General features: G+C 71.5%; 12 protein-coding genes. 8 read left to right on the top strand and 4 right to left on the bottom strand.

The window, feature by feature from the left end; all coding sequences use genetic code 11:
* The first annotated feature begins 17 nt into the window (after positions 1–17).
* The gene (locus ACMCNO_RS32365) at positions 18–812 is read left to right on the top strand and encodes an EI24 domain-containing protein (protein WP_412753882.1); all 795 of its coding nucleotides are present in this window, start codon (positions 18–20) and stop codon (positions 810–812) included.
* Between the two features lie 30 nt (positions 813–842).
* Here ACMCNO_RS32365 and ACMCNO_RS32360 read toward each other — a convergent pair whose 3' ends face one another.
* From ACMCNO_RS32360 to ACMCNO_RS32350, 3 genes are all read right to left on the bottom strand, one after another.
* Positions 843–1,859: a LacI family DNA-binding transcriptional regulator gene (locus ACMCNO_RS32360; protein WP_412753210.1), complete on the bottom strand. Its 1,017-nt coding sequence runs from the start codon at positions 1,857–1,859 to the stop codon at positions 843–845.
* 5 nt (positions 1,860–1,864) lie between these two features.
* Positions 1,865–3,304, bottom strand: a complete 1,440-nt coding sequence (locus tag ACMCNO_RS32355; RefSeq protein ID WP_412753209.1) for a GH1 family beta-glucosidase — start codon at positions 3,302–3,304, stop codon at positions 1,865–1,867.
* A gap of 141 nt (positions 3,305–3,445) precedes the next feature.
* A complete protein-coding gene (locus tag ACMCNO_RS32350) occupies positions 3,446–4,201 on the bottom strand; it encodes a hypothetical protein (RefSeq protein ID WP_412753208.1) in 756 nt (251 codons plus the stop codon).
* Positions 4,202–4,256: 55 nt separating this feature from the next.
* On the opposite strand from ACMCNO_RS32350, the gene ACMCNO_RS32345 reads away from it, so the two are divergent.
* Entirely contained in the window at positions 4,257–5,339 is a 1,083-nt protein-coding gene (locus ACMCNO_RS32345) for a UDP-N-acetylmuramate dehydrogenase (protein ID WP_412753207.1), read from the top strand.
* A gap of 16 nt (positions 5,340–5,355) precedes the next feature.
* On the opposite strand, the gene ACMCNO_RS32340 is transcribed toward ACMCNO_RS32345, so the two are convergent.
* Positions 5,356–5,880 carry a CAP domain-containing protein gene (locus ACMCNO_RS32340; protein ID WP_412753206.1) on the bottom strand — a complete coding sequence of 175 codons (525 nt, stop codon included), beginning with the start codon at positions 5,878–5,880 and terminating at the stop codon, positions 5,356–5,358.
* A gap of 468 nt (positions 5,881–6,348) precedes the next feature.
* Here ACMCNO_RS32340 and ACMCNO_RS32335 point away from each other — a divergent pair, with 468 nt between their 5' ends.
* From ACMCNO_RS32335 to ACMCNO_RS32310, 6 genes are all read left to right on the top strand, one after another.
* Positions 6,349–7,047 (top strand): response regulator transcription factor, encoded by a 699-nt coding sequence (locus ACMCNO_RS32335; protein ID WP_130509412.1) that lies wholly within the window; start codon positions 6,349–6,351, stop codon positions 7,045–7,047.
* A gap of 89 nt (positions 7,048–7,136) precedes the next feature.
* Positions 7,137–9,488, top strand: a complete 2,352-nt coding sequence (locus tag ACMCNO_RS32330) for a chemotaxis protein CheA (RefSeq protein WP_412753205.1) — start codon at positions 7,137–7,139, stop codon at positions 9,486–9,488.
* A 1-nt stretch (position 9,489) separates the two neighbouring features.
* Positions 9,490–9,933, top strand: a complete 444-nt coding sequence (locus ACMCNO_RS32325; RefSeq protein ID WP_412753204.1) for a chemotaxis protein CheW — start codon at positions 9,490–9,492, stop codon at positions 9,931–9,933.
* A complete protein-coding gene (locus tag ACMCNO_RS32320; RefSeq protein ID WP_412753203.1) occupies positions 9,933–10,799 on the top strand; it encodes a hypothetical protein in 867 nt (288 codons plus the stop codon). The genes ACMCNO_RS32325 and ACMCNO_RS32320 overlap by 1 nt, the downstream gene beginning before the upstream one ends.
* 15 nt (positions 10,800–10,814) lie before the next feature.
* On the top strand, positions 10,815–11,954 hold the full coding sequence (locus ACMCNO_RS32315) for a protein-glutamate methylesterase/protein-glutamine glutaminase (RefSeq protein ID WP_412753202.1): 1,140 nt from the start codon (positions 10,815–10,817) through the stop codon (positions 11,952–11,954).
* Positions 11,951–12,796 carry a CheR family methyltransferase gene (locus ACMCNO_RS32310; protein ID WP_412753201.1) on the top strand — a complete coding sequence of 282 codons (846 nt, stop codon included), beginning with the start codon at positions 11,951–11,953 and terminating at the stop codon, positions 12,794–12,796. The genes ACMCNO_RS32315 and ACMCNO_RS32310 overlap by 4 nt, the downstream gene beginning before the upstream one ends.
* Positions 12,797–12,799: the final 3 nt, after the last annotated feature.

Here is a 12,799-nt window from a genome sequence, read left to right as displayed (position 1 = left end):
TCGTGACCGATGCTGCGATGCGTTCGATCGGCCCCGGCGGCCCGGTGCGGGAGTTCCTGCAGGGCGCGGCCCTGCTCCCCCGTGGCCTGGGACTGTGCCTGCGCAACCCGCGACTGCTGGTGCTGGGCCTGATCCCGGCGGTCATCGCCGGCATCCTGTACAGCGCGGCCCTGATCACCATGCTGGCGTTCCTGCCGGAACTGTCCCGGACGGTCACCTGGTTCGCCGACGACTGGTCCGCCGGATGGCGCGACCTGATCCAGGTGCTGGCCGGGATCGCGCTGGTGGGCTTCAGCGGCCTGATCGGGGTGCTGACCTTCACGGCATTCACCCTGCTCATCGGCGACCCGTTCTACGAGACGATCTCCGGCCTGGTCGAGCAGCGGTTCGGTGGGGTGCCGGACGAGGTCGAGGTGCCGTGGTGGCGCTCGCTGGGCCGTAGCCTCGTCGACTCGCTGCGCCTGATCGCCCTGTCGGTGCTGTTCGGCATCCCGCTGTTCGTGCTGGGCTTCCTGCCGTTGGTGGGGCAGACCGTGGTGCCCGTGCTGGGTGCGGCGGTGGGCGGGTGGCTGCTGGCGGTCGAGCTGACCGGGGTGCCGTTCCAGCGGCGCGGGCGGCGGCTGGCGGACCGCCGGGCGGCGCTGCGCACCAACCGGCCACTGGCGCTCGGCTTCGGGGTCGCCGTGTTCGCCTGCTTCCTGCTGCCGCTCGGCGCGATCCTGCTCATGCCCGGCGCCGTGGCCGGCGCCGCACTGCTGGCGCGCCGCGTGCTCGGCCTACCGGTCGAGGCACCAGCCGTGGGTCCCGCCTGACGCCCGCTCACCCAGCTCCGCCCGGGGCGCTCAGGCGGAGTCGCGCAGGACCAGCTCGGTCGGCAGGACCACCGGGGCGGCCGCCTCGGTGGGGTCGTCGACCAGCGTGAGCATCAGCTTCGCCATGGTGCGGCCCATGTCGACGATGGGCTGGCGAACCGTGGTCAGCGGCGGGTCGCTGTACCGGCTGATCTCGAAATCGTCGAAGCCGATCACCGCGACGTCGACCGGCACCCGGCGGCCGCGTTCGCGCAGCGCCTGCAGGGCACCGTGCGCCATCAGGTCGGAGGCGACGAAGACCGCGTCCAGCTCCGGGTCCTCGGTGAGCAGCCGCTGCATCGCCTGTACGCCGGATTCGCGGGTGAAGTCGCCCGTGGCCACGTGCTCGGGCAGGCCTGCCTCGTTCAGTACGGCCCGGTAACCGGCCAGCCGGTCCACCCCGGCGATCATGTCCTGCGGCCCGGCGATCGTGGCGATCCGGCGGCGGCCCGCGCCGACCAGGTGCCGCACCGCGGCGGCCACCCCGCCGAAGTGGTCCACGTCCACGTACGGGACCGTGGTCCCGGCCGGGCTCATGGGCCGGCCGCTGCACACCACCGGGATGCCGAGCCGGGCGAGTTTGCCGGGCAGCGGGTCGGCGCCGTGCATGGAGGCGAACATGACCCCGTCGACGTGCCCCGCCATGGCGTACCGCTCGACCCGGTCGTGGCTGGCGGCGGAGCCCGCCATCATGAGGACCAGCTGCTTGTCGGCCGCCTCGAGCTCCGTGCTGACGCCGCGGATCACGGCGGGGAAGAACATGTCATCCGAGAAGACCCGGCTGGCGGTCTCCGGCAGGATCAGCGCGATCGACTCGGTCCGCTGAGTGACCAGGCTGCGGGCCGCCTGGTTGGGTACGTAGCCCAGTTCCTCGACGGCCTGGTTCACCGCGTCGCGGATCGCGGCCGCGACCGTGGTCGAGCCGTTGACGACGCGCGACACCGTGGCCCGGGAGACACCGGCACGTCGCGCCACCGCTTCGAGGGTCGGCCGCTCCCGCGTCACCATTCAGCTCACTCCTCAGCCCGGGCATGCTCGGGCAGACCGTTACGCCGGATCACCTCCTGGTACCACCGTGCGCTGTCCTTCGCCACCCGGGCCTGTGTGGTGTAGTCGACGTGCACGATGCCGAAGCGTTTGGCGTAGCCCTCCGCCCATTCGAAATTGTCCATCAAAGACCACACGAAGTATCCCCGAAGGTCAACACCGGCGGACAGCGCGTCGTGGCAGGCCCGTAGGTGCCCGTCGAGGTACGCGATCCGCTCGGCGTCGCGGACCCGCCCGTCGAGCCCCGGTTCATCGGGGTACGCCGCCCCGTTCTCGGTGATCAGCAGCGGAATGCCGTGGTAGTCGCGGTGCAGCCGCTCCAGCAGCCGGGTCAGCGCGGCCGGTTCGATCTGCCAGTTCATGTCGGTGACCGGGCCGACCGGGTCGCGGAACGCGACGCCCTCGGTGCCGGGGCTGTCCGCGGCGGCGGCCGTGCCGGGCCGCGCGGACACGTACGCGGGCTGGTAGAAGTTCACCCCGAGCACGTCGAGCGGCGCGCTGATCAGCTTCTCGTCGCCGTCGCGCAGCCACGCCAGGTCGGTGAAGCGGCGCATGTGTTCGATCATGTCGGCGGGGTAGCGGCCGCGCAGCAGCGGGTCGAGGAAGATCCGGTTGTGCAGCCCGTCGACGAGCCGGGCCGCCTCGACGTCGGCCGCGCTGTCGGGGTCCACCGGGTACACGGCGGTGGGGTTGAGCGTGATGCTGATCTGTCGCGCGCCCGCCGCGCGCAGCGTCCGCGCGGCCAGGCCGTGCCCGAGCAGCAGGTGGTGCACCGCGGCGAACGCGGCAGCCGGATCGGTGACCCCCGGTGCGTGCCGCCCGCTGCCGTAGCCCAGGTACGCCGAGCACCACGGCTCGTTCAGGGTCGTCCAGGTGCGGACCCGGTCGCCGAGCCGGCGGTAGGCGATCCGGGCGTACGCGGCGAACGCCTCGGCGGTCTCCCGCACGGTCCAGCCGCCCCGGTCCTGCAGGGCCTGGGGCAGGTCCCAGTGGTACAGCGTGACCACCGGGTCGATGCCCTTGGCCAGCAGTTCGTCGGTGAGCCGGTCGTAGAAGTCGAGGCCGCGGGTGTTCACCGGGCCGGTGCCGTCGGGCTGCAGGCGCGGCCACGAGATCGAGTACCGGTACGACGCGATGCCCAGCTCGGCCATCAGCGCCACATCGTCGCGGTACCGGTGGTAGTGCTCGCAGGCCACGTCGCCGGTGTGCCCGGCGACCACCTTGCCCGGCGTACGGCTGAAGGTGTCCCAGATGGAGGGGCCGCGGCCGTCCTCGGTCGCGGCGCCCTCGATCTGGTATGCGGCGGTGGCCGCGCCCCAGACGAACCCGTCGGGGAAGTGGGGGCCCGCCGTCGCGGGGGCGCCGCTCGCTGCCGTCGCCGACTCGGTCCGGACCGTGGCCGTCATGCCGTCACCGCTTCCTTGCCCGCCACCTATGCGGTCGCCGGGCGCCGCACTTAACCGGTACAGCGTACGGCCCTCAGCCCGCCTGGGAAGGGGGGAGACGGTTCCGGAACCGGATCCGGTACCGGGATCGGGTGAACGGGTTCAGCCCACCTGGAGCGCGGCGAACAGGCGGGGATCGCCCGTGGTGACCAGGGCGTCGGTGGGGCGGCGGCCGGTCAGCGTGAGCAACAGCTCGCTGGCGGTGCCGCTGGCCTCGGCCCGGGGGTGGTGATCGTCGGTGTCGAGGATCGTGCCGGTGTCGAGCAGCGCGACCCCGGCGCCGCGCAGCCGGACGAACCAGTCGTACGCGCCATCCGTGGCCACCAGGTGCACCACCCCGTGCAGGTCGGTCGGGCCGGTGCGCCGCCCGGCGGGCAGCCAGGTGTCCAGCGCCTCGCTGATGCCGTCCGCGGCCAGCTTGGTCTCCACCGGCGTGGCCCGCCCGACCGCCGACTCGGCCTCCCAGCGGCGCAGCGCGATCTCGTGGGCCATCCGGCGCTGCCAGAACGCGGCCTTCTTCGGCTGTGGCGCCCAGTTCCAGGCGGGCAGCTCGGCGTCCACCGCGTCCAGGGTCTCGATCGTGCCGGTCAGCTCGCGGCGCAGCCCGTCCAGCGCGTCCGGCCAGGCGGGACGCGGCTGGGGTGGGGCCGGGTCGGCGGGGCGGTCGGTCACGCCGCGGGGGATGTGCTCGCGTACCCAATGGAGCTCGGTGGTCAGGTTTTCCACCAGGCCGGCCGTGCTGAGCCCGGAGGGAACCGGCTGGTCGGGGCCCGCCTCCGCGAGGGCGTCCTGCAGCGCGGGGCCGTCGGCGCGCAGGGCGGCGATCCAGAAGTCCTTCGTCGCGTGCAGCCTGTTCATCGGAATCTCCGCTCAACCCCGACCGCGTGGGCACCCCGGGCTGCCGCGCCCTAGGGTGAACGTCGTGCCTGACGTTAGTGCTGACCGGGAGACCACCGCATCCCCAGCGGCCGCGCGTTCGCTGGGGGCGTACACGACGCTACGCCTCGGCGGTCCCGCGGACACCTTGACGGTGGTGACCGAGGCGGGGGAGGCGGTCGCGGCGGTCCGTGCGGCGACGGCCGCGGGTCAGCCGGTGTTCGTGCTGGCCGGGGGCAGCAACGTGGTGGTCGGCGACGGGGGGTTCGCGGGCACGGTGGTGTTGCTGCGCACCAGCGGGATGCGGGTGGTCTCCCGGGACTCCACCGCGGCGGTGGTGCGGGTGGCCGCCGGTGAGCCGTGGGACGACGTGGTCGCCCGGACGGTGGCCGAGGGCCTGTCCGGCCTGGAGTGCCTGTCCGGCATTCCCGGCAGCGCCGGGGCGACCCCGATCCAGAACGTCGGCGCGTACGGCCAGGAAGTGGGCCACACGATCGTGGCGGTGCACGCGTACGACCGGACGACCGACGAGGTGCGCGCGTACACCCCCGCGGAGTGCGGGTTCGGCTACCGGTCCAGCATCTTCAAGCACACCGACCGCTGGGTGGTGCTGGAGGTCGACTTCCGGCTGGCGGTCTCCGGCGAGTCCGCGCCGGTCCGCTATGCCGAGCTGGCCCGGCGCCTCGGCGTGGAGGTGGGCGAGCGGGTGCCGCTGGAGCAGGCTCGGGACACCGTGCTGAAGCTGCGGGCGGGCAAGGGCATGGTGCTCGACGCCGAGGACCGCGACACCTGGTCGGTCGGGTCGTTCTTCACCAATCCGGTGTTGTCCGCGGCGCAGTGGGCGGCGTTGCGCGAGCGGGCGGACCCGCCGTGCTGGCCGGGGGAGCAGGGCGCGGTCAAGGTGCCCGCGGCGTGGCTGATCGAGCAGGCCGGTTTCCCGAAGGGGTACGGCCGGGACGAGGTGGCGATCTCCACGAAGCACACCCTCGCGTTGACCAACCGCGGCGGCGGCACCACCGCGGCGCTGCTGGAGCTGGCCCGGGAGATCCGCGACGGGGTGCGTACGCGGTTCGGGGTCGAGCTGCACCCCGAACCGGTCCTGGTGAACTGCGCGCTCTGATCTCCCGGCGCGACGCTCAGAGCCTGCCGAAGAGCTGGGTGTAGTACGGCGTGCCGTCCGACCCGAACGTGACACCCGTGCCGACGGATCGGGCGGTGCAGTCGAGGATGTTCGCCCGGTGCTCCGGGCTGGCCATCCAGGCCGCGACCACCTCGTCGGCGGCGGTGTAGCCCCAGGCGAGGTTCTCCCCGGTCGGCTGCGCGTATCCGGCGGCCAGCGAGCGGGTCAGGAACGTGGAGCCGTCGAGCCACACGTGGGTGAAGTCTCCGGTGCGGGCCATGTGCGCGCTCTGCCAGACCGACGCGACGATCAGCTCCTGGTCGACGGCCAGCAGCCCGCAGCCGGCCGCCCACCGCTGCTGGTTGGTCTTCGTGACCAGCTGGGACATCAGCTGCAGGGCCGGGGCCGGCATGTGGGCCATGAGCCGCGCGGCGGTGATCGCCGGGCCGGGGGTGCCGGCCTGGGCGGGCGGCGGCGCCACGAGCACGGGCAGCGCTGCTGCGGCCACCACGGCCAGCTTGCGTACGGCGGAATCGAACACGTTCTGCCTCCGGGTCCACGAGTGGGCGCCAATCGCCCACCTTGGCTATCGGATCGGCTTGTGGAGTTTTTGTCTCACATTTCGCGGTTCGCGATGTTCGTCGCCGGCGTCCGTGTCAGCCTGGTGGGATGGCCACGGCCCGCCGGGGCAAGAACGCTGGGTAAGCACGCGTGGGGGTGTGTCGGCGGCCCGTTTTGGGCGCGCCGGGGGCGCCGGTGCGGGACGTGCCTGCTGAGGGGCCTGAGGTCGAAGTCGGCGGATCCGCCCGGACCCGCCCGGGCGGCGGATGAGCACGCTAAACTGTGACTGTCCGTATATGAACCACTAGGTCGTTATACGACCGACCCGGTGACGTTTGTCTAGCTATCGTGGCGCATTTCTCCACGAGGCTGGCCGACGCCGCGCCAGGCGGGCCGGGCACCGCGTCTGCCGACGCACAGCGGGGGTGTATGCCATGGGGATGAGGGCATGAGTCGCCTCCTGGTCGTCGAGGACGACCCGGACATCGCGCTCGCCCTGCGGCTGCTGTTCAGCCGGGCAGGCTACGAGGTCGCGCATGCCGGGGACGGCCGTACCGGCCTCAAAGAGGCGTACGCGGAGCACCCCGACCTGGTGGTGCTCGACGTCGGCCTGCCCGAGATGGACGGCTGGCAGGTGCTCGAACGGCTGCGCGACGTCTCCGACGTACCCGTGCTGGTGCTCACCGCGCACGGCCAGGAGGCGGAGAAGGTCCGCGGCCTGCGCGGCGGCGCCGACGACTACCTGACCAAGCCGTTCGCCAACAACGAGCTGCTGGCCCGGGTCGAGGCGCTGCTGCGGCGCTCGTCGGCCGGACAGAACAGCTGGGCCAGCCAGATCTACGACGACGGGCTCGTGCACCTCGACCCCACCAAGCGGCGGGTCTACGTCAAAGGCGACGAGAAACGCCTCACACCGACAGAGTTCCGCCTGCTCAACGCACTGGTCCGGCATGCCGGCGCGGTGCTGTCGCCCAATCAGCTGCTGACCCAGGCGTGGGACGACCCCACCGGAATCGGTCAGGAGCGGGTCAAGTTCGCGGTCCTGCGGCTGCGGCGCAAGCTCGGCTGGTCGGATCCGGACGAATCACCGATCGAGTCCGTACGCGGATTCGGCTACCGATACCGGCGCCCGGGAGGGGAGAGCTGAATCCGCCGAAGGGCGCCGGGCACGGTGTCCTCAGGTGGCGGCCCTGGGAGTCGATGAGGGAACAGGAAGCCCCGAGCAGGAGGTAGGCCGTGGAAGACCTTGGTGAGATCGTTGGCGAATTTCTCATGGAGAGCCATGAGAATCTCGACCAGATCGACCGGGACCTCGTCGCCCTGGAACAGAACCCAGGCTCGCGGGAGCTGATCGCCCGGATCTTCCGGGCCATCCACACCATCAAGGGCACCAGCGGGTTCCTCGCCTTCACCCGGCTCGAGACGCTGGCGCACGCGGGCGAGTCCCTGCTGTCCCGGCTGCGCGACGGCGTGCAGCCGGTGACCCCGGAGACGATCACCACCCTGCTGGCCACGATCGACGGCGTCCGTTCGTTGCTGGCCGCCATCGAGCACCGCGGCTCCGAGGGCGACATCAACGTCGACAACATCATCGCCTCCGTGCACGCCCAGATGCAGTCCGAGGCACCGGCCCTGGAGGCAGCCCCGGCCGCCGCACCCGCTGAGGCTGAGGCACCCGCCGAGGCCCCGGTGCCGCTGGTGGAGACGCCGGTACGCCCCACGCCCGAGCCGGTCGAGGGCCAGCGCAAGCCGCTCGGCGAGATCCTGGTCGAGACCGGCGCGACCAGCCCGTCCGACGTCAGCTCGGCGCTGCAGCAGCAGCTCGAGGGCGACGAGCGCAAGCTCGGCACGATCCTGCTGGAGGAGGGCAAGGCCGCCCCCACGGCGGTGTCCGAGGCCCTGCAGACCCAGGCTCCCAAGCGCAGCGTCGCGGATTCCGCGATCCGCGTCGACGTGGACCTGCTGGACAACCTGATGAACATGGTCGGCGAGCTGGTGCTGGCACGTAACCAGCTCGTCCGCGGCGTGATGGAGCTCGGCGACTCCGGGCTCGTGCGCAGCGCCCAGCGGCTCGGCATGATCACCAGCGAGCTGCAGGAAGGGATCATGAAGACCCGGATGCAGCCGATCGAGCACATCTGGTCGAAGCTGCCCCGGGTCGTCCGCGACCTCAGCACCGGCCTGGGCAAGCAGGTCCAGCTGGTCATGGAGGGCAAGGAGACCGAGCTCGACCGCAGCCTGCTGGAGGCGGTCAAGGACCCGCTGACCCACCTGGTGCGCAACGCGGTCGACCACGGGATCGAGGAGGCCGACGTCCGGGTCGCCAACGGCAAGTCGCCGGAGGGCACCCTGGCGCTGCGCGCGTACCACGAGGGTGGGCACGTCGCGGTCGAGGTCGCCGACGACGGCGCCGGCCTGAACGTGGAGCGGATCGCGCAGAAGGCGGTCGAGAACGGCCTGATCCGGGCCGACCAGGTCGCCACCATGGACAAGCGCGAGATCATGGCGCTGGTCTTCCAGCCCGGCTTCAGCACCGCGCAGAAGGTCACCAACGTCTCCGGCCGCGGCGTCGGCATGGACGTCGTGAAGACCAACATCGAGCGGATCGGCGGCGCGGTCAGCGTCGACTCGACCCCCGGCCAGGGCACCGTCTGGCGGCTCACCATCCCGCTGACGCTGGCCATCATCCAGGCCCTCACGGTCGACTGCGGCGACCAGCGCTACGTGGTGCCGCAGGTCGCGGTGCTGGAGCTGGTCTTCATCGACGGCAACAGCACCAAGATCGAGTACGCCTCCGGTGCGCCCGTGTACCGGCTGCGCGGCAAGCTGCTGCCGCTGGTCCGGCTGGACCGCGCGCTCGGCTTCGAGGTCGGCAGCGACCAGGGCGTCTACATCATGGTGCTACAGGCCGACGGGCGCCGATTCGGACTCGTGGTGGACCGCGTCCTCAACACCGAGGAAGTCGTGGTCAAGGCGCTCAACAGCCGCCTGAAGGACATCGGCCTGTACGCCGGCGCCACCATCCTGGGCGACGGCAAGGTCGGCCTGATCCTCGACATCTCCTCGCTGGCCCGCCGCTCCCACCTGGGCGCGGACGCCGAACGGGAGAACATCGTCGGCGCCTCGCGTGCCGTCGGCACCGGCGACCGGGGCGAGCGCCTGCTCATCACCGCGGTCGGCGAACGCCGGGTCGCCATCCCGCTCGACACGGTCACCCGCCTGGAGGAATTCCCGCGGGACCGCATCGAGCAGGCCGGCTCCCGCGAGGTCGTGCAGTACCGCGGCCAGATCCTCCCGCTGGTGCGCCTGTCGCAGCTGCTGGGGGCGTACAGCGAGGAACCGGAAGGGGACACCGTGCCGGTGGTGGTCTACAGCGAGGGCCCGCGCAGCGTCGCGCTGGTCGTCGACCGGATCGTCGACATCGCCGAGAACGAGACGACCGCCCGCCGCGACGCGGAGGAGGACGGCCTGGTCGGCACCGCGGTGATCCAGCAGCGGGTCACCGAGTTGCTGGACGTGCGGCGCGCGATCCTCGCCGCCGACCCCAACTTCTACCGTGACACGAACGAGATCCTGGTGGAGGCCTGACATGGCGAGTCGTCAGTTCGCCACCTTCGAGGTGGCAGATCAGCTGTTCGGCGTCGAGGTGGACACCGTGCAGGAAGTGCTCTCGTACAACGAGTACACCCCCGTGCCGCTGGCCCCGCCGGCTGTCGGCGGGCTGTTCAACCTGCGCGGCCAGGTCATCGCCGCGGTCGACCTGCGGGTGCAGCTGGGCCTCAACCGGCAGGCACTCGAAGGCCCGGTCATGAACGTCATCATCCGCGGCAGCGGGGAGCGTGAGCCGGTCAGCCTGCTCGTCGACCGCATCGGCGAGGTCGTTGACCTCGAGGACGAGGCGTTCGAGCCGCCGCCGGACACGCTCAGCGGGCCGACCCGCGATCTGGTGGTGGGCACGTTCAAGCTGGACGGGCGGCTCATGTTGGCGCTGGACGTCAACCAGGCTGTCGACACGTACCGCGCTACGACCTGATGTACAGCCTGGTCAGCGCTCCTGTCCTCGGCTTCGACCTGACCCGCCTGGGTGGCGGGTCGGCCACCGCCGAGGTGCTCCTGCGTGCCCTGAAACTGCAACTCGGGGACCTGCCGGTGCTGGCGGAGCGGCTGCCGGACGAAGGTGTGCGCGGCCCGTTGTGGGTCGAGGTGGAAAGCGCGGCGCGCCGGTTGCCGACCCTCAAGGGGGTCGGCAACGACGCGAGTTCGCTCGCGTTGATCGAACGGGCACCGATCGGTTCGGTGGACTCGCTGCTCACCTGCATCCGCTACGACGTGATGGCGTGGACGTGGCAGGGCACCGGCCGGGACGCGACCCAGAGCGACACCGCGGCATCCGCCACGGCGCTGCTCTGCGACGCGGCGGTCGCCAGCTACCTGCGCGAGGTGCTGGACGAGCAGAGCCGGCGGATGCTCGGCGCGGGCTGGGTCGCCGCGCTGCGCAAACTGCCCACCGGTGCACCGATCGACCTGGGCCCGTACCACTATGCGATCTCGGCGCTGCTGGACCGGCTGCGCTCGATCCGGCCGGCCGACCTGAACCGGCTGGTGCAGTCCGCCGAGGACGCCCGGCGCAATGCGGGTGGCTGGTCGCCCGCGGTGCACTCGGCGTCCTGGGCGGCGTATCTGTCCGACCGCGTCCGAACGGCCGCGGCGGCGCAGATGCTGCTGGTCCAGGCGATCGACATCGCAGCGATCCCGTTGGCCGACCGGGCCGGCGGGATCTGGAACATGCTCAGCGGCGCGGTGCAGGCGCTGGTGGTCAAGGACTTGCTGGACACCGCCACGGCACACCGGCTGCTCGCGCCGGTCATCGCGGCGCTGGGACCGGCCTGGCTGGGGTGAAGGAGGGTGGCCCGAATGATTTCCGTGCTCGTCGTCGACGACTCCGTCGTCGTACGCCGGCTCATCGTGGACGCCCTCGGCACCTCCCCGAACATCGAGGTCGTAGGCACCGCCGCGAACGGCCTGCTGGCCCAGGCGAAGATCGACCGGCTCAAGCCGGATGTCGTGACCATGGACATCGAGATGCCGCAGATGGACGGCATCGAGGCGGTCCGGGAACTGCGCAAGCGGCACCCGAGGCTGCCGGTCATCATGTTCAGCACGCTGTCGGCCGCGGGCGCCACCGCCACGCTGGAGGCGCTCGCCGCGGGCGCGACCGACTACGTCACCAAACCGTCGAACGTCGGCTCGATCGCGCAGTCCATCGCGGCCGTACGCGAGCAGCTGGTGCCGAAGATCCTGGCGCTGGCGGGCTGGCAGCGCCCGGCCCGGCCCGCGCCGCCCCCGGCCCGGCCGGGTGCGGCGCCGCCGCGTCTGGGCCGTCCGGCGGCCCCCAGTCGGCTGGCGGTTCCGCCGCTGGCGCGTCCGGCGGCGCCGGTGCGCAAACGCCCCCCGGGCCGGGTGGATCTGCTGGCGGTGGGGTGTTCGACCGGTGGGCCGGACGCGCTGACCAAGGTGCTGCTGGCGTTGCCGGGGGATCTGCCGGTGCCGGTCGTGGTCACCCAACACATGCCGCCGGTCTTCACCCGGATGTTCGCCGAGCGGCTGGATCGCAGTACCCCGTTGCGCGTCGTCGAGGCCGCCGACGGGATGGAAGTCAGCGCGGGCACGGTCTACATCGCCCAGGGCGATCGGCACCTGGTGCTGCATCGCCGCGGCACCGCGGTCGTGACCCAGCTCAGCAGTGCACCGCCGGAGAACTCGTGCCGTCCGGCGGTCGACGTGATGTTCCGCTCGGTCGCCGACGTGTACGGGGCGAACGCGTACGCGGCGGTACTGACCGGCATGGGGCACGACGGACGTGTCGGAGCGAAGGTGTTGCAGGAGGCGGGAGCCGAAGTGTTGGCGCAGGATGAGGCGACGTCGGTGGTGTGGGGCATGCCCGGGGCGGTGGTAGCGGCCGGCCTGGCGGACGAGGTGCTGCCACTGGACCGGATCCCGGCCGCGCTGATCAGCCGCTTGAAGGTCGGACGTTCAGCGGCGGTGGCCCGATGACGTTGTCACAATCGGACTTCGCGTTCGTTTCCCAGCTGGTCAAGCGGGAAGCGGCGATCGTGCTGGCCCCCGGCAAGGAGTACCTGGTCGAGGCGCGGCTGATCCCGGTCGCCCGGCAACTCGGCGCGGGCAGCGTCGGGGAGTTCCTGGCCGGGTTGCAGCGCCGCCCGAACATCGCCGACCAGCAGCGCATCGTCGACGCGCTGACCACGAACGAGACCTCGTGGTTCCGCGACCGGGAGCCGTTCACGGCGCTGACGGAGGTGGTCCTGCCCGAGCTGGTGCAGGCCCGGGCGAGTGCCCGCAAGCTGCGGGTGTGGTCCGCGGCCAGCTCCAGCGGGCAGGAGGCGTACAGCCTGGCGATCACGATGCAGGAGGCCCTGCCGAGCGGGTGGGGCTACGAGATCCTGGGCAGCGACATCTCCACCGAGATGATCGGGCGGGCCGAGAAGGGCGAGTACAGCCAGGTCGAGGTGAACCGCGGTCTGCCCGCGACCACACTCGTGCAATATTTCGACCGGATAGGCACGCACTGGCGGGTCGCGCCGACATTGCGGCGCAATGTGTCGTTCAGGCTGATGAATCTGACCGCGCCGATGCCGGCGATGCCGCCGTTTGACATCATTTTCCTCCGTAATGTGCTCATCTATTTCGACGTGGCTACAAAGAAGTCGGTGCTGCACAACGTCGCCAAGTTGCTCCGGCCGGATGGCTGGCTGTTCCTCGGCGCCGCGGAGACGACGATCGGCATCGATGACAACTATGAACGGGTGGCGGCCGGTCGGACGTCTGCCTACAAGATCCGAGCCGCGGTGCCAGCGGGTACCGCCAAGAGGGGATGAGCA

The organism is Krasilnikovia sp. M28-CT-15 (assembly GCF_047159595.1).
GTDB lineage: Bacteria > Actinomycetota > Actinomycetes > Mycobacteriales > Micromonosporaceae > Actinoplanes.
This window is presented reverse-complemented; position numbering and strand designations above follow the sequence as displayed.